Origin of the sequence: Fusobacterium ulcerans ATCC 49185, assembly GCF_900683735.1 — a bacterium.
In the GTDB taxonomy this organism is placed as follows: domain Bacteria; phylum Fusobacteriota; class Fusobacteriia; order Fusobacteriales; family Fusobacteriaceae; genus Fusobacterium_A; species Fusobacterium_A ulcerans_A.
Genome location: NZ_LR215979.1, coordinates 2,562,193 through 2,584,064, shown reverse-complemented (window position 1 = coordinate 2,584,064; position 21,872 = coordinate 2,562,193). Strand labels below are relative to the sequence as shown.

The 21,872-nt window shown below is 29.7% G+C and carries 18 protein-coding genes; 15 read left to right on the top strand and 3 right to left on the bottom strand.

Going from position 1 to position 21,872, the window contains the following annotated elements; all coding sequences use genetic code 11:
• Positions 1-62: 62 nt before the first annotated feature.
• From E0E45_RS11480 to E0E45_RS11425, 12 genes are all read left to right on the top strand, one after another.
• The gene (locus E0E45_RS11480) at positions 63-914 is read left to right on the top strand and encodes a PstS family phosphate ABC transporter substrate-binding protein (RefSeq protein WP_130891299.1); all 852 of its coding nucleotides are present in this window, start codon (positions 63-65) and stop codon (positions 912-914) included.
• Between the two features lie 112 nt (positions 915-1,026).
• Positions 1,027-1,707, top strand: coding sequence for a response regulator transcription factor (locus tag E0E45_RS11475; protein ID WP_130891298.1), 681 nt, complete (start codon positions 1,027-1,029; stop codon positions 1,705-1,707).
• 11 nt (positions 1,708-1,718) lie between these two features.
• A complete protein-coding gene (locus E0E45_RS11470) occupies positions 1,719-3,380 on the top strand; it encodes a sensor histidine kinase (protein ID WP_232044110.1) in 1,662 nt (553 codons plus the stop codon).
• An 86-nt stretch (positions 3,381-3,466) separates the two neighbouring features.
• Positions 3,467-5,209, top strand: coding sequence for a flavocytochrome c (locus E0E45_RS11465; protein WP_130891296.1), 1,743 nt, complete (start codon positions 3,467-3,469; stop codon positions 5,207-5,209).
• Positions 5,210-5,399: 190 nt separating this feature from the next.
• Complete coding sequence (locus E0E45_RS11460) at positions 5,400-6,113, top strand: hypothetical protein (protein WP_130891295.1); 714 nt, start codon at positions 5,400-5,402, stop codon at positions 6,111-6,113.
• A 120-nt stretch (positions 6,114-6,233) separates the two neighbouring features.
• The gene (gene rplM / locus E0E45_RS11455) at positions 6,234-6,668 is read left to right on the top strand and encodes a 50S ribosomal protein L13 (protein ID WP_130891294.1); all 435 of its coding nucleotides are present in this window, start codon (positions 6,234-6,236) and stop codon (positions 6,666-6,668) included.
• A gap of 25 nt (positions 6,669-6,693) precedes the next feature.
• Positions 6,694-7,083 carry a 30S ribosomal protein S9 gene (rpsI, locus tag E0E45_RS11450; protein ID WP_218926284.1) on the top strand — a complete coding sequence of 130 codons (390 nt, stop codon included), beginning with the start codon at positions 6,694-6,696 and terminating at the stop codon, positions 7,081-7,083.
• 297 nt (positions 7,084-7,380) lie between these two features.
• Positions 7,381-8,976, top strand: a complete 1,596-nt coding sequence (locus E0E45_RS11445; protein ID WP_172604187.1) for an amidohydrolase — start codon at positions 7,381-7,383, stop codon at positions 8,974-8,976.
• Between the two features lie 24 nt (positions 8,977-9,000).
• A complete protein-coding gene (locus E0E45_RS11440) occupies positions 9,001-10,638 on the top strand; it encodes an amidohydrolase (protein WP_130891292.1) in 1,638 nt (545 codons plus the stop codon).
• The gene (locus tag E0E45_RS11435; protein ID WP_130891291.1) at positions 10,619-12,169 is read left to right on the top strand and encodes an amidohydrolase; all 1,551 of its coding nucleotides are present in this window, start codon (positions 10,619-10,621) and stop codon (positions 12,167-12,169) included. The genes E0E45_RS11440 and E0E45_RS11435 overlap by 20 nt, the downstream gene beginning before the upstream one ends.
• Complete coding sequence (locus E0E45_RS11430) at positions 12,162-13,484, top strand: bacterial transcriptional activator domain-containing protein (RefSeq protein WP_130891290.1); 1,323 nt, start codon at positions 12,162-12,164, stop codon at positions 13,482-13,484. Before E0E45_RS11435 ends, E0E45_RS11430 begins: the two co-directional genes overlap by 8 nt.
• Positions 13,466-14,788 carry an APC family permease gene (locus E0E45_RS11425; RefSeq protein WP_130891289.1) on the top strand — a complete coding sequence of 441 codons (1,323 nt, stop codon included), beginning with the start codon at positions 13,466-13,468 and terminating at the stop codon, positions 14,786-14,788. The genes E0E45_RS11430 and E0E45_RS11425 overlap by 19 nt, the downstream gene beginning before the upstream one ends.
• A gap of 109 nt (positions 14,789-14,897) precedes the next feature.
• Here E0E45_RS11425 and E0E45_RS11420 read toward each other — a convergent pair whose 3' ends face one another.
• Both E0E45_RS11420 and E0E45_RS11415 read right to left on the bottom strand, forming a co-directional pair.
• The gene (locus tag E0E45_RS11420; RefSeq protein WP_147391521.1) at positions 14,898-16,433 is read right to left on the bottom strand and encodes an alanine/glycine:cation symporter family protein; all 1,536 of its coding nucleotides are present in this window, start codon (positions 16,431-16,433) and stop codon (positions 14,898-14,900) included.
• A gap of 137 nt (positions 16,434-16,570) precedes the next feature.
• Positions 16,571-17,773 (bottom strand): trans-sulfuration enzyme family protein, encoded by a 1,203-nt coding sequence (locus E0E45_RS11415; protein ID WP_130891287.1) that lies wholly within the window; start codon positions 17,771-17,773, stop codon positions 16,571-16,573.
• Between the two features lie 247 nt (positions 17,774-18,020).
• Between E0E45_RS11415 and E0E45_RS11410 the strand changes: the two genes are divergently transcribed.
• From E0E45_RS11410 to E0E45_RS11400, 3 genes are all read left to right on the top strand, one after another.
• Positions 18,021-19,211, top strand: a complete 1,191-nt coding sequence (locus tag E0E45_RS11410; protein WP_130891286.1) for an aminotransferase class I/II-fold pyridoxal phosphate-dependent enzyme — start codon at positions 18,021-18,023, stop codon at positions 19,209-19,211.
• A gap of 74 nt (positions 19,212-19,285) precedes the next feature.
• A complete protein-coding gene (locus E0E45_RS11405; RefSeq protein WP_130891285.1) occupies positions 19,286-19,948 on the top strand; it encodes a B3/4 domain-containing protein in 663 nt (220 codons plus the stop codon).
• A gap of 23 nt (positions 19,949-19,971) precedes the next feature.
• Positions 19,972-20,856, top strand: coding sequence for a DMT family transporter (locus tag E0E45_RS11400; RefSeq protein WP_130891284.1), 885 nt, complete (start codon positions 19,972-19,974; stop codon positions 20,854-20,856).
• Between the two features lie 208 nt (positions 20,857-21,064).
• Here the strand turns inward: E0E45_RS11400 and E0E45_RS11395 are convergent, their stop codons facing one another.
• A complete protein-coding gene (locus E0E45_RS11395; RefSeq protein WP_130891283.1) occupies positions 21,065-21,871 on the bottom strand; it encodes a MerR family transcriptional regulator in 807 nt (268 codons plus the stop codon).
• Between the last annotated feature and the right edge of the window lies 1 nt (position 21,872).

The following is a 21,872-nucleotide window of genomic DNA, read 5'->3' as shown; positions in this document are numbered from 1 at the left end:
ATATAGTGATGTTGTAAAGATGAAGAAAATTTAATTTAAGATATATTAAGGAGGTAAAGATTATGAAAAAAAGTTTTTTAAAAAAAGGATTAATAGCAGCTTTAATAGTTATGGGAGGTATAGGATTAGGACAAAAGGTTGAAGCAAGATCAAGCGTTGTACAAGTAAAAGGGTCTGATACTATATTAAATGCTTCTCAGGCTATAGCAGAAAAATTTATGAGTGAAAACAAAGGGGCAAGAATAGCAGTAACTGGTGGAGGATCAGGAGTGGGAATATCAGCCTTGATAAACAAAACTACTGATATAGCAATGGCATCAAGAAATATTAAAGCTAAAGAAATTGAACAAGCTAAAGCTAAAGGAATAAATGTAGATGAAATTGTAGTTGGATTTGATGGAATTACAATAATAGCTAATAAATCTAATCCAATAAAAGATATTGATGATAAAACTCTAGGTAAAGTATTCAGAGGAGAAATTACTAACTGGAAGGAATTAGGTGGAGATGATGCAGAAATAGTTGTTTTATCAAGAGATTCTTCATCAGGAACACATGAATTCTTTAAAGAACACATAATCAGAGAAGGAAATTCTAAAGGAACTCAAGAATATGGTGCTAAAACTCTATATATGCCATCTAATGAGGCTATAAAACAGGAAATAAAAGCAAATAAATATGCCATTGGATATATTGGTATGGGATATATGGATTCATCAGTAGAAGCTGTAACAGTAGATGGTATAGCAGCTACTCCTGAGAATGTATTAAATAAATCATATCCAATAGCTAGAGAAGTTTTCTGGTATGCTGATAATGCCAGAGAAGGTGTTGTTAAAGATTTAGTTGATTATGCAGTATCTCCAAAAGGACAAGAAATAATCAAAAATGAAGGATTTGTACCTGTAAAATAGCATTGACTGAAAAATGAGATTATTATCAAAGCTCACTTAAAGGAGATTTTTAAGTGGGCTTTTTTATGATATAATTAAATAGAGAAATAAAAAATAAAACAGGGGGACTCAGATGAGAATTCTGGTTGTAGAAGACGACAAAGAGATACAGGAATTGATAACATATTTTTTAACAAAAGAAGGATATGAAGTAGATAGAGCCTCTGATGGATTAGAGGGATTAAAACTTTTAAAAGAAAATAAAAATGATTTAGTTATTCTGGATTTGATGCTGCCAAATTTAGATGGAAAGAACTTTACAAAGATAGTAAGAGATATATCTTCTGAATATGGAGAGCCAGTAATAATAATGCTCACTGCTAAAACAGAGATAGAAGATGTATTAGATGGACTGGAAATAGGAGCAGATGACTATATGAAAAAACCTTTTGATCCTAGAGAACTTGTTTTAAGAATAAAAAAATTTCTTAAAATAACAGACAGAGAGATTAAAAATGAGAAATATAGATTTAAGGATATAGAAGTTGATGAAAGCAGACATATGGTAACAGCCAATGGAGAAGAGGTAGAGCTTTCAAAAAAAGAGTATGATTTATTGCTTCTGCTTATTAAAAACAGGGATTTGGTTATTACAAGAGAGAGAATATTAGACAAGGTTTGGAATAGTAACTATTACACAGGAGACAGAACTGTAGATGTGTACATATCAAAGCTGAGGGATAAGATTCCTGAATTATCTGGATGTATAAAGACTGTGAAAGGAGTGGGATACAAATTAGAAGAAAAGAAATAATCACTTTGATAATGATATTGATTATAGAAGGGATATTTATCAGCCTTAATTCAACTATTCTTTCAAATCTTTATCAACAAAGGGTAAAACAGAATTTGAAACAGGATAATATTTTAATCAAGAGGCTGGCAGAAGATTATAGACATGATAAATACAAAGATGTATTTTCAGAAAGCGATCTTAGATTTACATTGATAGATTATAATGGCAACGTTGTATTTGATTCTAAAAATGTAGATAGAGAAGAACATATGGATAATCATTTAAAGAGAGAAGAAGTACAGGAAGCTATCAATGGAGAAGAAGGATTTGCTATCAGAAAAAGCAAAACTTTTGGATATCAGCTTGCTTATTATACAACAAGTTTTACAAATGATTTTGGAGAAAAATATATAATAAGAACTTCTAGTGATTACTCAAAGGAAATCAGGCAGATAAGAGAATTTTTATTAGTTCAGATAATGTTTTTTCTTGCCCTGAATTTTGCTATTCATTTTTTCTATAAAAACTATATCAAAAGAGATTTCTATAATAAAATTAAAAAAATGAAAAGATTTCTTGAAGTTGGAGAAAAGGAGAAAATAAATTATCTTAAAGAGGAAAAATGGTTTTTTGAATTTTGGGATATTTTAAAAGAATGGCAGGGAAGAAATCTGAAAAATATTGAAAGGCTCGAGAGAGAAAGAAAAACACTTTCTTTAGTAGTATCATCAGTTGATATTTTTATCGGATTACTAAACAATGAAGGAAAGTTTGTTGTAAAAAATAATGTACTTAGTTATCTTGTAGATTCAACTAGAGAAAAGTATTTGGAATGTATTAAATACATAGAAATAATTGATATAATAAAAAAAGGTGTCAATGAAAAAACAAATGTAAAGGAAGAAATCTATGTACAGGGATTAAAAAGATATTTTATTGTTACATTGAAACAGCTGGAATTCAGCAATCAGGTGCTTATTACTATAAAAGATATCACAAGCACAAGAAAAGCGGTTGAAGTACAGAAGAATTTTATCAGTAATGTAAGTCATGAGTTGAAAACACCTCTCACTAATATAAAAGGGTATTTGATAGCTCTTGAAGATGCTCCTGATCCTATGAGAGAAAAGTTTTTAAATGTAATAAAAAATAATGTGGAAAAACTGGAAAATATAGTTCTGGATTTTTTGAATATATCAAAAATAGAAAATTCTAATATACTAAATGTAACACAAGTAAGTATTGAAAAAATAAAAAGTAATATTCAATCAACTATGGAAATGCTCCTTAAAAATAAAAATGCTTCAATTAAGTATCAAATAGAAGTATCAGATGAAAATAATTATATCAGGGTTGATTTTGATAAAATAACAATGATATTGAAAAATCTTATTGAAAATGGAATTATATATAATAAATCAGAAAGGCCTGAGATAAAAGTAAAAATAACAGAGGAACAGGAAAGATATAATTTTTCAGTTTCAGATAATGGAATAGGTATACCAGCTGATGAACAGTACAAAGTTTTTGAAAGATTTTATAGAGTGGATAGAGCAAGAACAAGTAATCTTGGTGGAACAGGATTAGGACTTGCAATTGTAAAAAGCCTTATAGAGAAATATGGTGGAAAGATAGCTGTTATTTCAGAGGAAGGAAAAGGAACAACATTTGAATTTTACATTTCCAAATAATGAAAGAGGGGCAATAATAATCCTTGACCAAATATTTTAAACCTAATATAATATTAGAAGAGTATATTAAAATATCAGGAGGGAATATGGGAAAGATAAGAAGTATTTTATTAGTTACATTTATGATGTTTCTTTCTGCCTTTTCATTTTCTTATGAGCCAGGAAGCTATAAAGGTGAAGCTGTTGGTTATGGAGGAAAAATAGAGGTAGAAGTAACTGTATCAAAAGAAAGGATAGAAAATATAAAAGTTCTTCCTAATAAAGAAACACCATTTATATCAAGTTTAGCAATTGAAAGAATACCAGCAATGGTACTTGAAAAACAAAGTCTTGGTATAGATACAGTAGCAGGAGCAACAGTGAGCAGCAGAGGGGTTCTCACTGCAATAACTAATGCAGTTAAAGAAGCAGGAGGAGATGTAAGAGAGCTTAGAAAAAGAGTTCCAGCTCCAGAGATAAAAAAAGGAAATAAAGAATATATTGCAGATGTTGTAGTTATTGGAGGTGGAGGCGCAGGTCTTGCAGCTGCTACTTCAGCCAAACAAAATGGAGCAAGTGTTATTCTTATAGAAAAAATGCCTAGATTAGGAGGAAATACTGTATTAGCAGGGGGAGCATATAATGCTGTTGACCCTAAAAGACAGGTACCTCAAGGAATAGAAGATTCAATAGAACTTCATTATCAACATACATATGAAGGTGGAGATAAGAAAGGAAATCCAAAACTGATAAGAATACTTGTTGAAAATGCTTATCCAGCATTAGAGTGGTTAGAAAGTTTAGGAATGACTTTCAAAGATGAAGTATTTACAGTATTGGGTGCTCTTTATCCAAGAAGTCATAAGCCAACTACACCAGTAGGAACTGGAATGATTCTTGCACACAAAGATTTTGCTGAAAAAAATGGAATAATGATTTTCTATGAAACAGAAGCAAAAGATTTTATTGTGAAAGATGGAAAAGTAGCTGGAGTAAAAGCTGAAGATGCAAAAAATAAAATTGTATTCAATGCTAAAAAAGCTGTAATTCTTGCTACTGGTGGATTTGCAGGAGATGTTGAGTATAGACAGAAATTCAATTCTAATTTAACAGAAAATATTCTTACTACTAATCATCCAGGTGGAGATGGAGCAGGGATAAAAATGGCTGAAAAAATAGGAGCTAAATTGATAGGAATGGAAGATATTCAGCTTCTGCCTATGGGAGATCCTGTAACTGGAAGTTTAAGTGGAAATATTGAAACTACTGTTGAAGATAGAATATTTGTAAATAAAGATGGAAGACGTTTTGTGGCAGAAGATGAGAGAAGAGATGTTATGACAAATGCTCTTTTCAAGCAAAAAGATGCATATATGTGGGTAATAGTAGATTCAAAAGTTTATCCTACATTAGAAACTAAAAATAACTTTAATGAACCTATTGGAGATTTAATAAAAGCTGGAAGAGCTGTAAAAGCAGATACACTAGATGAACTTGCTGAAAAAATAGGAGTTCCTGCTGATACTCTTAAAAAGACTATTGCAGACTATAATAAAAGTGTAGATGCTAAAAAAGATCCATTTGGAAGAAAACTTTTTGGTATAAAATTTGATAAAGCACCTTACTATGCAGGACCACGTATTCCTACTGTACACCATACTATGGGTGGAGTAGAAATCAATGAGAAAGCTCAGGTAATAAATACTAAAGGGAATCCAATTCCTGGATTGTATGCAGCTGGAGAAGTTACTGGTGGAATTCATGGTACTAATAGACTTGGAGGAAATGCTTTAACAGATATAACTGTATTTGGTAGAATAGCTGGAGAAAATGCAGCTAAAGAAAAATAAAAAATAAAATTGAATGAGAGTAATCAAAAAGCAGGACTAAATTTTAATGATATAGTTTAGCTTAATGGTTATTCTCATTTTTTATTTCAGTAATATTTTAAAATATGGTTGTAACTATTTACAAAATAAATAAAAATATGGTATATTAAAGCTAAGTGTAAAATAAAAAACAAAAAAAGGGGTAAGAGTAATGGCGAAATTGAAAAGTATTGTAACAGCATACAAAGCACAGGTAAATCCACAAGTATCAGGAATGGTTGATATATTTGGTGCTTTTGATAACTTAATTCAACCTATATTTCCATTTCCAATGGCAAATTTGTCAGTGGTTTTGACTTTTTCTGATTTAGAAAGACCAACAATGTTTGAAGTAAGATTAAATGCACCTGATGATACACTAATTACAAAAGGAGAATTTGGGGTATATTTAGATCCATTTGGAGTAGGGAAAAAGATACTTGATTTAGAAAAATTCTTGATAACTGAAAGAGGAAAATATACAATAGATATATTTGAAAAAATAGCAGAGGATAAAGTGAAATTTATTCAGACAGCAGACTTATTTATAGCTGATTATCCACCTCAAAGAAGATTTTCTGATGAAGAGATAGCTCATATATTAGCAGCTGAAGGAGTAATAAAAACTGTTAAGACAGAATTTAAGCCAGTTGAAGATGCAGAGCCTGTAAAAATTCAAATAAGTCTTGATAAAAATATTCCATTAGAAGAAGGGCATATTGCTATACCAGAAAATGATAGAATAACTGTTGGAGATAGAATATTTGATCTTACAGGAATAAGAAGACAAATTGAATGGATGTTTGGAAATCCTATTCCTAAACAGCCTGAAACTGATCCAGAAAAAAAAGAAGAAGAAAATGTTGAAAAAACTGAGGAAAAATAAAGAAAAAGCTTGACATAATAAGGGAAAATGAATATAATAGTTAGGTATATTAAACCTTTCCCACAAAAGGACCGTTGCGTTATATTATGAAGATATAACATTTGAGGAGGAAAAATTAAAGTGAAAAAGTATACTTTTATGCAAAGAAAAGAAGATGTTGTTAGAGAATGGCATCATTACGACGCAGAAGGACAAATATTAGGTAGATTAGCAGTTGAAGTTGCTAAAAAATTAATGGGTAAAGAAAAATTAACTTTCACTCCACATATTGATGGAGGAGATTTTGTAGTGGTTACTAATGTAGCTAAAATAATGGTTACTGGAAATAAGTTAACTGATAAGACATATTACAATCACTCTGGATTCCCAGGTGGATTAAGAGAAAGAAAACTAGGAGAAATCTTAGATAAAAAACCAGAAGAACTATTAATGCTAGCTGTTAAAAGAATGCTTCCAAAAAATAAATTAGGAAGAGAACAACTAACAAGATTAAGAGTGTTTGCAGGTGCAGAACATGCACATACAGCACAAAAACCAGTAAAGGTAGAATTTTAATAGGGGGTAAATGACAGTGGCTGAAATGATTCAATATAGAGGAACTGGTAGAAGAAAAACTTCTGTAGCAAGAGTAAGACTAATTCCTGGAGGAAAAGGAATTGAAATAAATGGAAAATCAATGGCTGAATATTTTGGAGGAAGACAAATTCTTTCTAGAATAGTAGAGCAACCATTGGTATTAACTGAAACTTTAGATAAATTTGAAGTAAGAGTTAATGTAGTTGGAGGAGGAAACTCTGGACAAGCTGGAGCTATTAGACATGGTGTAGCAAGAGCTTTACTACTTTCTGATGAAACTTTAAAAGCAGCTTTAAGAGAAGCTGGATTCCTAACTAGAGACTCAAGAATGGTAGAAAGAAAGAAATACGGAAAGAAAAAAGCAAGAAGAAGTCCTCAATTCTCAAAAAGATAATTGGTTGGATTTACCAAAACTTGGTTATCAATACCACAGAGAAATCTGTGGTATTTTTTTATTGTTAATATATTGACTTTTTAAATATACTGAAAGTTGTTACAGTTACAAATAAATTAAAGTTTCTAGAAATTAAAAAAACAGTAAAATTCTAGAAATGTTTTTATTGATAAAAAATATTTATTACAAGTTCTTTTTATAAAAAAAATAAATATTGACAAATTAATAACAGAAAAAAAACAAATAAATTACAAGATTCTTGTATAATAATAAAAAAAAGACAGAGGGGAAATGAATATGGAAAAATTATTCCTGAAAAATGCAGTAATTTATACAATGGATGATGAAAAACCACAAGCTGAAAATATCTATATAGAAAATGGAAAAATAAAAAAAATAGATATAAATGTTAATGAAGTACCAGAAGGAACAAAAATTATTGATATGGAGGGAAAATGTCTATTGCCTGGGTTTCATGATAGTCATATGCATATGTTGAATACAGGAATAAATCTTATAGAGGCGGTAGATCTTAAAAATGCAGGATCAATTGATGATATAATAAAGTTCACAAAAGAACATATTGAAAAAAATAATATCCCTGCTGGAAGTTGGGTATTAGGATTTAATTGGAATCATGAGAAGTTGAAAGAGAAAAGAATGCCAGATCGAAATGATTTGGATAAAATATCTACAGAACATTATATTTTTTTGAAAAGGATCTGTATTCATATAGCTAGTGTTAATAGTAAAGTCTTGGAGCTTTGTCTAAATGATGAAAAAATACAGTTGGAAAATAAAAATATAGGGAAAGATAAAGATAGTAAACCTAATGGGCTAATATATGAAGAGAAAATTAATGAATTTTGGGGAAAGAGATTTTCCTATACTATTGAAGAACTTGAAAATATAATAGATAAAACTTTGAAGTTGATAATAGTAAAAGGGCTTACAACAATACAGACAGATGATATGAATTTTTTTTCAAGAGATATAGACAGATTAAATATATTACAGGCTTTTCAAAATCTTTATAACAAAGGAAAGCTTTCAATAAGAATATTTGAACAGTTACAAATAAGTGAGTTTTCAACTTTGCAACTTCTTATGAAAAAAAGAGAAGAACTTAAAGAAAATGAATATTTCACTATAAAAACTGTAAAGGTTTTATTAGATGGTTCACTTGGAGGATGGACAGCAGCTTTGAATCATACTTATGCTGATGCTCCTGATAAAATTGGGATATTAAACTTCAGTGATGAAGAACTTTATAAAATATGTGATTACTGTTATTCACAGAAAATACAAATAGCTTGCCATGCTATTGGCGACAGAGCAATAGATCAAATTTTAAATATTATAGAAAAGATAAAAGAAAAATATAATAATATAAATTTAAGACCAAGAATTGTACACTGCCAACTTCCCAGTTATGGACAAATAAAAAAAATAAAGGAATTAGAAATTATTGTAGATATTCAGCCAATGTTTACAGTATCAGATTACGAACTAGCAGAAAAAAGAATTGATAAAAAATATAGAGATAATATTTATGCATGGAAAGTATTATTAAAAAATGGGATCTCTTTATCTGGAAGCTCTGATAGTCCAGTGGAAGATTTTGCACCACTTCATGGAATAAGAGCAGCTGTTGAACGAACTACAGCAGATGGTAAACCTTTTGGAGGATGGAGACCCTTTGAAAAGCTTACTTTGAAAGAAGCATTGGAATTATATACCACAGGTTCTGCTTATTCAATAGGAATGGAAAATATAATGGGAAAAATAAAAGAAGAATATTATGCTGATATAGTTGTACTTAATGAGGATATATATAGAGCAAAAAATATAGATAGAATAAATATTGAAAAAGTATTAGTAAATGGAAAATAATAAAAAAAGGGGGAGGAATGTTATATGGATATGATAATTTTTAATGGCAAAGGCTATACTATGGACAACAATAATTCTAGATTTGCTGCTGTAAGTATAAAAGATGGATTGATTTATTCTATTGGAAGTAATGAAGATATTTTAAGAGAAAAAACTTCAAAAACAAAATTGGTAGATGCTCAAGGAAAAATGATACTTCCAGGTTTTAATGACAGTCATATGCATCTTTTAAGCTATGGATATAGTTTGGAGATGGTGGACCTTAATAGTTGTAAAAGTATAAGCGAAATGAAATCAAGGATAAGAAAATATATAGCTGAAAATAAAATTGAGAAAGGTCAATGGATAGAGGGAAGAGGATGGGATAATAATTTATTCCTAGATAAAAAAATGCCTTTAGCAGTGGATTTTGATGAAGAATTTAAAGAATTTTATATTGTACTAACTCGAACTTGTGCTCAAATTTCTGTAGTAAATACAAAAGTATTAAAATTGGCTGGTATATACAAACATCCTGTTCAGATAGAAGGTGGGACTATTGAAACAGATTATAATGGAAATGCTACAGGAATTCTTACTGGACTAGCTACAGAAATAGTATATAAAATAATTCCTAAATTAACAGCTGAACAAATAGAAAGAGCTATTTTAAAAGCTTCAAACAGATATGTAAGTTCAGGAATTACCTCTGTTCAGACAGATGATTTTGAACTTTTGAGAGCAGGAACATTTAGAGATATATTAAAAGTTTATTTTAAATTAGACAGAGAAAATAAACTTCCAATTCGTGTAAATCTTATGTTACATCTGGCTACGTTAGAAGAGATAAAAGATTTTATTACACTAGGATTAAAAAGTGGAGATGGAAGCCCATATTTTAAAATAGGACCTTTTAAAACTATAATAGATGGTTCATTGGGGGGAAGAACAGCAGCATTGAGAGAACCTTATTCAGATAACCCTGAAGATAGAAAAAATAATGTAGGAGAGATGTACCTTACAAGTAATGAATTGAGAGAGCTTCATAATTATGCTTTTGAAAATGATTTTCAATTAGTATCAGATGCAATTGGTGACAGAGCAATGAGAACTATTTTAGATATATATATAGAAATATTAGAAAAAAATAAAGGAAAAGATCTTCGTTTTGGAATAGATCATTGTCAGATAACAACTGAAGGTATAATAGAAGACTTTGCAAAATATAATATTATAGGAGGACTGGAATTTATATTTTTATCTTCAGATATTGATATGCTGGAAGACAGAGTAGGAGAAAAAAGAGGAAATAAATCATATAACTTTAAAAAGTTTTATGATTTAGGTTGCGTAGTAGCTGCTGGTTCAGATAGTCCTGTGGAAGAATATAATCCTCTTCATGGAATATATGCCGCAGTGACAAGAAAAACATATAGCCATCTTCCAGAAGGGGGCTATAATCCAGAACAGAAAATAAGTATAGAACAGGGGATTAGAGCTTTTACAACAGGACCAGCTTATGCAACATTTGAAGAAAATAAAAAAGGAAGTATAGAGGTTGGAAAATATGCAGATATAGTTATTTTAGATGAAGATTTATATGAAACAGAACCTGATCATATTAAAGATGTAAAAATACTAAAAACTATCATAGGAGGAAAAATTGTTTTTGAGGCAGAATAAAGATGGTATGTTGCCAGATACTATAATTTATAATGGAAGATTTGTATCAATGAATGAAAGAGGGGATATTTATTCATTAATAGGAATTAAAGATGGAAAGATTATAGAGGTTTCAAAGAGTAATTTACTAGATGATAAACTAGGCTTTGGGGTAAATATTATAAATTTAGAAGGGAAAACAGTTCTTCCAGGATTTTATGACTGTAATGTTCATGCTGTACAAAATGGAATTGGGCATTACTGTATAAAAATTGAAACAAAAAAAAGAGAGGAATTTTTAAAAAGGCTACAAAAAACTGTGAAGGAATATAAAAGGAATCAGCTCATATGGTGTATAGGATTTAATTGGGAAGAGAAAGAAAGATTAAATCGTTGGGATTTAGATAAGATTTCTTCTCTACATCCTATTGTTGTAAGTAAGGATGAGATACACTCTACTATTGTTAATACTTATGCCTATAATTTACTGGCGATTCCATCTACTCTTAATGGAGTAGAGAAAGATGAGAAAGGAATGCCAACAGGATATCTTTTTGGTGAGGCCAGTGGTTTTGCCAGAAAAAAAATCCAGAAACTTTTTATAAATTATAAAATGAAAGAGCAAGCTATGAAAATGACAGTGGAAGAGGCATTGAGAAATGGAGTTACCACTATGAATGCTATGGAGGGGGGAGCTTTTTTTGATGATGAAGATATAGACATAGTACAAAGATATGAGAAAAAAAACAAGATAGATTTATCTATATATGCTCAAAATACAGATATAGAGAAAGCTGTAGAATTTGGCTTGGAAAAAATAGGAGGAAATTTTTATTTGGATGGAACTATTTCTTCTAAGACAGCAGCTCTCTATGAACCTTATGAAAATGAGTTGGGAAATTATGGTATTCTCTATTTTACTCAAGAAGAATTAAATAGATTTGTATTAGATGCACATAAAAAAAATATGCAAATAGCTCTTTCCTGTATAGGAGAAAGAGCAATAGATCAAGCTTTAGAGGCTTATGAAAATGCGATTAAAATTTATGGAAGAAAAAATCATAGACATAGGTTGGAACATTTTGTTCTTCCAAATGATGAACAGATAAAAAGGGCAGTACAGTTAGGGTTAATTTTTTCTATGCAGCCAGGTTATGATAACAAGTGGGGAGGAAAAAATGGAAAATATATCAAAAATATAGGTGAAAGATATAAAAGGGCTAATCCAATTGGAAAAATTATCAAATTTGGGGGAGTTGTAGTAGGGGGATCAGAAAGTAATATAACACCTCTTTCACCTATTTATGGAATTTATAGTGCTATAAATCATACTGAAGAGGAAAATAGAATAAATATAGATGAGGCTATTAAGATATACACTGTAAATGCTGCTTATGCCAATTTTGAAGAGAAGAGGAAAGGAAAAATAGAAAGGGGATTTGATGCAGATTTAGTCGTTTTAGACAGAGATATTTTTACTATAAAAAAAGAGCAGATAAAAGATGTAAAGATATTAAAAACTATAAAATATGGTGAACTAGTATATGGATAAAACAAAAATAACTATATATCTTTTAAGTACTCCAAGAATAGAGATAAATGGTAGGGAAATATTTCAGGAGATAAGCAGTAAAGGAGCAGGTCTTATTTTTTATTTGTGTATGAACAGTAAAAAAAAATTTTTTAAAAATATTCTAGCAGAAATTTTCTGGCCTGAATCTTCAGCAGAAAAATCAAGTTCAAATCTTAGACAGGTACTTTTTAATATAAAAAAAGTATTAGAAAAAAATGGAGTATTAAGTCCTATGATTATTTCAGAAAAAGGAAAGTGTTTCATAAATGAAGAATTTGAACTTTGGGTTGATGTAAAAGAGTTTTATAAAAATATAGATAATGGAATAAAAAATTCAGATGCAGCTCTTCTGAAAGAAGCTTCTGATTTATATGAACAGGGATTTTTTGAAGGATTTTTTATAAAAGGAAGTGCTGTTCTTGATGAATGGATAATGTTTGAAAGAGAACATATATCAAGGCTTCTTCAAGATGGGATATATATGGCTGCAGAGATATATGAAAAACAGGGAGAGATAGAAAAAGGAGAAAATTTATTAAAAAAACTTTTAAAAATAAATAATCTCACAGAGGAAACTCATTTGAAACTGATGGAACTTTATTTGAAAAATAATGAAAGGCATAAAGCTGTTCAACAGTATAATATCTGTGCAGAAATTTTGAGAAAGGAATTAAATATAAGCCCTTCACAGAAATTGAAAGAAATTTATGAAAAAATTGTCAATATAAAAAATAGAGAACAAATTTTTCAAGAAATTCTGCCAAAAAAATCTTTAGCCAAAGAAATAAAATTTTTTAATAACTATATTTTTGAAGAGGAAATAGAGACTATTAAAACATTTTTGAAAAAACAAAAAGATGAATATATATTCTTGCATACTGGAAATCATATTTTTCAGATGTTAGAAGGGGAAGGAATATATAATCTTCTAGAGAAAATTGTTTTTATAAAGGAGTATCACTATAAAAATTCAAAGGAAGAACTGGCAATGTTATTTCCAGAATTGAGCAATTCCCAAAAGATGAAAGAAGAAAGCAGTGAAATAAAACTTTTTTATGTAATAAGAAAATTTTTGGAGAAAGCAGCAGAGAAAAAGAATATAATAGCTGTTTTTAGAAATTTTATTGAATTAGATGAAAAGAGCAGAAAGCTTTTTTATTATCTTTTTCAAAATGTGAAAAATGAAAAGTTAGTAATAACAGGAACTTATAAAAAAAGTAGGGAAGTAGAAAAAATTATAAGTACAATAGAAAGCAGAATAGGGGAGGAATTGTTATGGAAGAAAAAGGATTAAAAAAAGAACTAGGGTTGTTTCATGCGGTTTCAATAGTTGGGGGAATAATGATAGGGTCAGGAATATTTTATGTAAGTACATTCGTTCTACAAAGATCAGGAATGTCACCAGGATTTGCTATTTTAGCGTGGTTAATAGCAGGATTAATGTCTTTAATGGCCGCTTTATGTTATGCTGAACTTGGAACGTCTATTCCTAAATCAGGAGGAACATACACATATATATCAGAAGCATTCAGTCCAGCAGCTGGTTTTGCAATGGGACTTACAGATTTCTTTATATCACAATCAGGATCAATTAGTGCTTTGGCAGTGGGATTTGCTACATATTTCAGTACTATAGTTGGACTTACAGATATCCAAATAAAAATAATGGCAATTGTTATGATACTTGTGCTTTCAGGAATTAATATGTTGGGAATAAAAAAGGGTGGAAATGTGCAGGGAATTTTTATGGTGGCTAAGCTTGTACCTATTGTATTAATAATAATTCTCGGACTTGCAATGGGAGATGTTAATAATCCTATGACAATGGTACCAGGCGAGGGAAAAAGTATAGTCACAGCTTTTGCTCTTTCAATAGTTGCTGCTCTTTGGGCATTTGATGGATGGAGTTCTGTATATATAGTATCAGAAGAATTGAAAAATCCTAAGAAAGATCTTCCAAAAGCAGTAACAATAGGAGTTATAGGAGTAACTTTAATATACATACTATTTAATCTTGCTCTTTTGAAGACACTTCCTGTTGTAGATATTGCATCTAATGATGCACCAGCAGCACTGGCAGCTACAAATTTAATTGGAAAATCAGGAGGACTTCTTGTAACAATAGGAGCTCTTTTAGCAATATTTGGTTCATGTAATGGATGTATACTGGCTTATCCCAGAGAATATTATGCAATGGCTAGAGATAAGAGATTCTTTTCAGTATTTGCTAAAATTAACCCTAAAACAGGAACACCTATCAATGCTCAGATTGCAACAGCAATAATTTCAAGTTTATTAATTTTATTTGGTACTTTTGAGCAGCTAACAGCTCTTGTTGCATTTTGTGCTTGGATATTCTATACAATGGGAGTTTCATCAGTATTTGTTTTGAGAAAAAAATATCCTAATCTTCCAAGACCATATAAAGTAATAGGATATCCATTCTTACCAATAATAACAATAGTTTTATCACTTGTTGTATTGATAGCTACTCTATATGAAGATCCTAAAAATTCTGTAATTGGTGTAGTAATATACTATCTATTCTTTAAAAAGAATGAAACAGGAAAATCAGTATTTGATGAAATTGATGAATAATAATTTGTTAAACCATTGAAAGAAGTGACTGCTGCATTTATAAGTAAGAATTATTTGCAACAGTCACTTTATTTTTTAGGTTTTTTATTTTATATTTTTATTAAATATTTTATTCATCTAAAACCATATTTTTAGATTGATATGCAGCGTCCCTAACTGCTTTAATTTTCTTTCTGATAATTTCTTCTTCTTCAGCTATAACAGGATCATCTTCATAAAAAATATAAAAATTTGGATCTACTTTACCAATACCCATGTAACGGGCTTTATAATCTTTAAGAAGTGCAAAGAATTTTTCTCTAAGCATAAATAGTCCTAAAAGATTAGTAAATACTGGAGCAACAAGACTGATATTAACTATTGTCCAGAATAAATCAGGACCATTACCTGTTAAAACAATAGAAGATACAATTATAATATTTGGTAAAGGAAATATAAATTTAAATAGTAACTCTAATCTATCTCCTAATAGAGGATTGTATCTCAAACCATGTCTCATAACAGCAATATAATATGTATACCAACCAGCTGTTGTAGTAAGACCAAATAGAGCACACATAATTCCGATATATATAGAACCAAAATGTCCAAATACACTTTCGTAAGCCTTAATCGTAAGAGTGGCACCAGTATAACCATCATTCCATACACCTGAACAAAGAACAGCAAGAGCAGTTATAGAGCAAACAACAAGAGTATCTATAAATACTTCAAATGATCCCCATATACCTTGACGGAAAGGGTGAATAGTATTTGCAGAACCATGAATCAAAGGAGAAGATCCTTGTCCAGCCTCATTTGAATTAATAGAACGAGCAACTCCAGTTGAAATTACTTGAGAAACAGTTGAACCAATAAAACCTCCAACAGCTGCTGTACCAGTAAAAGCATCATGAAAAATCATAGCAAAAGCATGAGGAACATTTTGATAGTTTGCTATAACAAGAACAAGACCACCTAAGATAAATATACTACACATAAATGGAACTGCTTTTGCAGCAAATGCAGCAACTCTTGGAGTTCCTTTCCAAATAACATAGAAAAGAATAAGAGAATAAACAATAGTCACTATTATCATATCAAATCCAAATGATTGATTTAAAACTTCTGCTATAGTATAAGCTTGAGAGCCTCCTAAAAATTGAGCAAGAAATCCAATTCCAAATGCAACAGCCAAACCTATACCAAATTTAGTAAATCCCATTTGTCTAGAAATCCCTTTTTCCATAAAATAAGTAGAACCACCAAAGAATCTTCCAGTCTCATCTTTTGAACGATAATGACAACCTAGAGTAGTTTCAACACATTTTACAGTCATTCCAAAGAATGCCCATACCCACATCCAGAAAACAGCACCAGGTCCTCCAACAGCAACAGCACTGGCAACTCCGCCAATATTACCACATCCTACACAGCCACCAATTGCAACACAAACAGCTTCAAAAGGAGTAACAGAACCTTTTTTCTTCTGGTTGGCTTCTTCACTAAACATACTTCCAAAAGTATTTTTCAATATATGTTTAAAATGAAAGATTGAAAAAAATCCAGATCTAATAGTAAAATAAAGACCTATAAATAGTACAAAATAAGTAAATGGTTTTCCCCATAAAAAATCATTTATTTCATTTAAAATACTTGCAAACATACCTACTTTCCTCCTCATAAACTTTAACCAAAAATGATAAAGTATTTTTATATTTCAAAGTTTGAGTGGATATCCAGTTAAATTTATATAGCCTGCAGAGCTAGTAAAATAATAATATACGCGTATAAAACTTTTAATTATTTATTTCCATAAGCTGTTTCAAGAGCATTTGTAAAATCATTAATTAAATCTTGTGTATTTTCTATTCCTACTGATATTCTTAGCAGACCATCAGTAATTCCAATAGCAAGTCTTTCCTCTCTAGTCATATCACTATGAGAACTCATAACAGGATAAGCAAGCGATGATCTATATCCTCCAAGTGTCATAGCATAATGAGCAAGTTTTAAAGTTCTCATAAATTTATTCATTTTTTCTAAATCTTCAGGAAGTTCAATACTCAACATACCTCCATAGTAATCTCCAAATTGTTCATGAGCTAAAAGATGTTGAGGATTACTCTCAAGACTTGGATGATTTACTTTAAGAATATAAGGTGATTTTTCAAGAGCGGCTGCAAGAGCAGAAGCATTTTCACATTGTTTTTTTATTCTTAATTCAAGAGTTCTCATTCCACGCATTATAAGCCAGCTTGAGAAAGGATCTGCTTGAGTTCCAAGGAGAACTTGCAATTCATATATTTTTTTTATAAGTTCAGATTTACCAGTAACAGCTCCACATACAGCATCGCTATGTCCATTTGCAAATTTAGTAAGAGAATTTACAACAAGATCTGCTCCAAATTTTAAAGGTTTTATTAAAGCTCCTGTCATAAATGTATTGTCTACAACTAATAGAGCATTATTTGAATGGGCAATATCAGCTAATATTTTTAGATTTGGAACTCCAATTAATGGATTTGAAACAGTTTCAGTGTAGAGTATAACAGTTGTTGGCTTTATATTAGCTTTTACTTCTTCTAAATCTGTAAAATCTACAAATGTAGTTTCAACACCATATTTTTTTAATATTTTTGTAAATATTTCTAAAGTTTCACCATAAAGAGTTTTATCAGATAAGATATGATCTCCTGCTTTAGTGTGAGCTATTACAGTAGAAGAAATAGCAGCCATTCCTGAAGAACAGCCAAGAGAATCTTCTCCTCCTTCAACATAGTTCATTAGTTCAATAAGAGCTGTTCTATTTGGATTTCTATTTCTGTTGTAGCAAAATCCTTTTTCATCATATCTTTTTTGCAGATCAGCTAGATCTTCAACATTATGTGCAGTAGAGAGATGTATTGGAAGGGCTTCAGGGTTTGAAGTAGACAGTCTAAAATATGCACCAGCTTCCAGAATATTAGTTTCAAAAGATAAAGATTCATCAAATTCCTTAAACATATGTAATCCTCCTAAAAAATTATATTTTTGTTTTAAAAAAAAATAAAAATGTCTTCAATAAAAACAAAATTTTCTTAAAATATCTATAATCAAAGTATAAAACCTATATTTACAATAGAGTCAATAAATAATTTAAAAAAATTTATTTTATTTTGTCTGTTGACTCTATTGTTACAACATATAATACACTGACAATATAAGAGAAATTAAATAAAATTTGAAATAACTTTTAAGGAGGATTATAATTATGAAGAGAAAATGTTCAGAAGCTACAGAATTACTTTACAGAGGAAGAAAAGTAAAAGGGATGGATTTTAATAAACCAGAGGCATTTCCATTATTTACAACAACAGCATTTACAATGAACAGTTTGACAGAAGTAAAAGAGGCATATGAAAAAAGATATACATATATAAGAACATGTAATCCTAATAGAGATGCTCTTGCTGATATGGTAACATTTCTTGAAGCTGGAGAAAAATCATTAATATTTTCATCAGGAATGGGAGCAATCACTACTACTTTAATGACAATATTAAAACCAGGTGATCATGTAATATGTAATAGAAATATATATGGAGAAACATTTGATGTCTTTACAAAATTAATGCCTAAATTTGGAATTAATGCAGATTTAGTCGATTTTGATGATGTAGAAAACTGTATAAAGGCTGTAAAACCTGAAACAAAATTAATATATTCAGAAGTTTTTGCTAATCCTACATTAAATATAGCAGATATTCCAGTTTTAGCAGAAATAGCACATAAAAATGGAGCATTATTGATGATTGACAATACATTTTCATCTCCAATAGCAATAAAACCTATTAAATTTGGTGCAGATATAGTTATCAATAGTATGACAAAGTTTATGAATGGACATAGTGATGCTATTGCTGGTTCAATCACTTCAACAGAAGAAATTATAGATGCAATTCATCCAGTGAGAATGCTTTGTGGAACACCTGGTGATCCTCATGCAGCACATGCAATGATGAAAAGTTTTGCAACAATGGACCTTCGTATAAAAAAACAAATGGCAAGTGCATCTAAATTAGCAAAAGCATTAGAAGAGAATAAATATATATCTAAAGTAAATCACCCAAGCCTTGAAAGTTTTAAACATCACAAACTAGCTCTAGATTTATTTGGTTCAGACGAAACAATGAGTGGAATGATAAGCTTTATTGTTCCAGAAAACCCAGAAAAAATAGATGAATTTATGTTAAAACTAAATTTTGCCCATTATGCAATGACTTTAGGAGGAATACGTACTACTCTTGTTCATCCAGTAACAAGTTCTCATAGTCATATGCCAGATGAAGCAAGAAGAGCTATGGGAATTACTCCAGGTTTATTCAGACTTTCTGTAGGAATAGAAGATGTAGATGATTTGATTGCAGACTTTAATCAAGCCCTTGAAGTATTTGGAGAATAGTTTGATATAGAAATCACTGAGAAGCAAAGGGGTGTCTAGAGGCACCCTTTTCTTATAATAATTATGGAGGGAATATGAAGATAAAAATTGATAGTATGCTTAAAAAAGAAGTGGAGAGTATAAGACTTGGATGCCTTATTTATGATGTTAAGGTTAAAGAGAAGAACGAAGAATTATGGGAAAAGCTTGATAAAGAAATATTTCCAGCATTAATTTCTCTTATGGAAGTAAAAGGAATAAATGATATAGAAAATATCTTTTTATCAAAAAAAGCATATAAATCTTTAGGAAAAGATCCTAATCGTTATAGAGTGTCTTCAGAAGCCCTTTATAGAAGAATTAAGCAGGGAAAAGGACTATATCAAATAAATACAGTTGTAGATACCAATAATTTAATATCTTTAGAAACAGGATTTTCTGTAGGTTCTTATGATTTAAAAAATATAAAAGGAGATATTCTGCTTAGAAAAGGAAGAAATGGAGAAATATATAAAGGAATAGGGAAAGATGATATAAATATAGAGAACCTTCCTGTTCTTGCTGATAGTGAAGGAGCTTTTGGAAGTCCTACAAGTGATTCAATAAAAGCTATGGTTACATTAGAATCAGTAAAAATATTGACATTAATATATTGCTTTTCAAAAAATGAAAACTTGGAAGAAATTTTAGAAAAATCTTTTAAATATTTAGAAAAATATGCAGGAGCAGAAAATATAGAGAAATTTATAGTTGAATAAAATATATTCTAGTGAGGGAAAAAATGAAAAAAATATCATATTTATTAGTTATTTTTGCTGCATTTCTATGGGGAGGAATAGGACTTTTTTCAAAAACAGCAGGAAATATGGGATTTACATCTATTGATATATGCTTTATACGTTCTGTATTTTCAGTAATTATTCTTGGCATTTTCTTTTTTATAAAAGATAGAAGTATTTTTAAACTCAAAAGTATAAAAGACTTAAAATATTTCATAGGGACAGGAATAATAAGTTTTTCCTTGTATAATTGGAGTTATATTGCAGCAATAAAGGAAACATCAATGGGGGTTGCTGCTATTCTTTTATATACAGCTCCATCCATTATAATGATACTTTCAGCAATACTTTTTAATGAAAAAATTACAAAAGTTAAACTTGTAGCTCTTATAATAACATTTTTAGGGTGCATGATGGTTACAGGAATATTTGAGGGAGGAAATATAATCTCTGTCAGAGGATTTATTTATGGAATACTTTCAGGTATAGGATATGGGCTTTACAGTATTTTTGGAAAATATGCTCTTAGAAAGTACTCTCCAGTTACAGTAGTGTTTTATACATTTTTAATGTCTGGTCTTTTATTTAGTATTTTAGGATCTCCATTTGTGATAATTGAAAAAATAAATAGTACAAGCTCTTGGATTTTTGTTACAGTATTTGCTGCTTTTTCAGCAGCAGTTCCATATATATTATATACCAAAGGTCTTTCAGGAATAGAAGCAAGTAAGGCTTCTATACTTGCCAATATAGAACCTGTTGTAGCAGCATTAATAGGAATAGTTATTTTTTCAGAAGGAGCAGGGATATTAAAGTTATTTGGAATATTCTTAGTAATCGCGGCTGTATGTATGATAAATTTAAGTGAGAGTTTTGAGAAAAAATAAAATTGATTTTACTTTCTTAATTTAGTAAGTAATAAAATTGCAGAAAAATTAAGGAGCAGAGAAAAAAATAAAAAATTAATTAAAAAAGCAGAGTAATTTTTATTTGTAAATTATACTTCTGCTTTTTTATATAAAATTTAATTTGTATATTTTTCAAAATTTTAAGCTTTTATATTACATAAATTATTATTTAAAACAGATAAACTTATTATTCTTGTGGGATTAAAATTTGAACTTCATAAACAGATCTAGAATATTCATAAAGGCTATTCTCATATTCATTTGCAAGAACTATTGATGGCTTCTTTTTTCCTTGAAAAAATAGTTTTGTAAAATATGGATTCCATCCATCACTCAAAATTCTTGCCTTAAAACATAAATAGTTTCCTTCTGGAATTTCAATAATATTTTCTGATTTAATATTTGGAGCTTCTTTGATAAACATTCCAAGATAATGTGGTTTTAATTCACCATTTATTAAGGCATCATAATCAAGAATATATGAAAATTGTCTCATGTATTTAAGATGTTTACATTCATTACTATTTCTTATTTCATTAAGCCTGATGTGAAAATCTTCTTTTGGCTCATTTTTTATAACTTTTGCAGCAACCATATATCTTTTCTCAAGATGAAGACTATAAGAATGGTCATCTATACTTCCTTCACCTATATAAGTAAAATAGTCTTTATACCATTGAATATCATCAATGGTGTCTTTTAATTTACTGATTTCTTCCTCAAGAGATTTTTTACATTTGTCTAAATATTGAACAAGAGTATTGATATTGTTTTCAGCTAGAATTTCTCTTATTTCTTCAAGACTTAAATTGAATTTTTGAAGATATTTTATTCTATCAATAAGATGAAACTGATCAACAGAGTAATAACGATATCCTGTAGAAGGATTAATGTACTTTGGAGCAAGTAAATTAATATTATTATAATGCCTTAATGTTTGTACAGAGACTCCCATTATTTCAGCTACTTCACCTATTGAATACAGTTCTTTCATC

Excerpts from the sequence above, each read along its gene's own strand:
- E0E45_RS11480 (WP_130891299.1), top strand. The coding sequence starts at position 63 with ATGAAAAAAAGTTTTTTAAAAAAAGGATTAATAGCAGCTTTAATAGTT.
- E0E45_RS11475 (WP_130891298.1), top strand. The coding sequence starts at position 1,027 with ATGAGAATTCTGGTTGTAGAAGACGACAAAGAGATACAGGAATTGATA.
- E0E45_RS11470 (WP_232044110.1), top strand. The coding sequence starts at position 1,719 with ATGATATTGATTATAGAAGGGATATTTATCAGCCTTAATTCAACTATT.
- E0E45_RS11465 (WP_130891296.1), top strand. The coding sequence starts at position 3,467 with ATGGGAAAGATAAGAAGTATTTTATTAGTTACATTTATGATGTTTCTT.
- E0E45_RS11460 (WP_130891295.1), top strand. The coding sequence starts at position 5,400 with ATGGCGAAATTGAAAAGTATTGTAACAGCATACAAAGCACAGGTAAAT.
- rpsI (WP_218926284.1), top strand. The coding sequence starts at position 6,694 with ATGATTCAATATAGAGGAACTGGTAGAAGAAAAACTTCTGTAGCAAGA.
- E0E45_RS11445 (WP_172604187.1), top strand. The coding sequence starts at position 7,381 with ATGGAAAAATTATTCCTGAAAAATGCAGTAATTTATACAATGGATGAT.
- E0E45_RS11440 (WP_130891292.1), top strand. The coding sequence starts at position 9,001 with ATGGATATGATAATTTTTAATGGCAAAGGCTATACTATGGACAACAAT.
- E0E45_RS11430 (WP_130891290.1), top strand. The coding sequence starts at position 12,162 with ATGGATAAAACAAAAATAACTATATATCTTTTAAGTACTCCAAGAATA.
- E0E45_RS11425 (WP_130891289.1), top strand. The coding sequence starts at position 13,466 with ATGGAAGAAAAAGGATTAAAAAAAGAACTAGGGTTGTTTCATGCGGTT.
- E0E45_RS11420 (WP_147391521.1), bottom strand. The coding sequence starts at position 16,433 with ATGTTTGCAAGTATTTTAAATGAAATAAATGATTTTTTATGGGGAAAA.
- E0E45_RS11415 (WP_130891287.1), bottom strand. The coding sequence starts at position 17,773 with ATGTTTAAGGAATTTGATGAATCTTTATCTTTTGAAACTAATATTCTG.
- E0E45_RS11410 (WP_130891286.1), top strand. The coding sequence starts at position 18,021 with ATGAAGAGAAAATGTTCAGAAGCTACAGAATTACTTTACAGAGGAAGA.
- E0E45_RS11405 (WP_130891285.1), top strand. The coding sequence starts at position 19,286 with ATGAAGATAAAAATTGATAGTATGCTTAAAAAAGAAGTGGAGAGTATA.
- E0E45_RS11400 (WP_130891284.1), top strand. The coding sequence starts at position 19,972 with ATGAAAAAAATATCATATTTATTAGTTATTTTTGCTGCATTTCTATGG.
- E0E45_RS11395 (WP_130891283.1), bottom strand. The coding sequence starts at position 21,871 with ATGAAAGAACTGTATTCAATAGGTGAAGTAGCTGAAATAATGGGAGTC.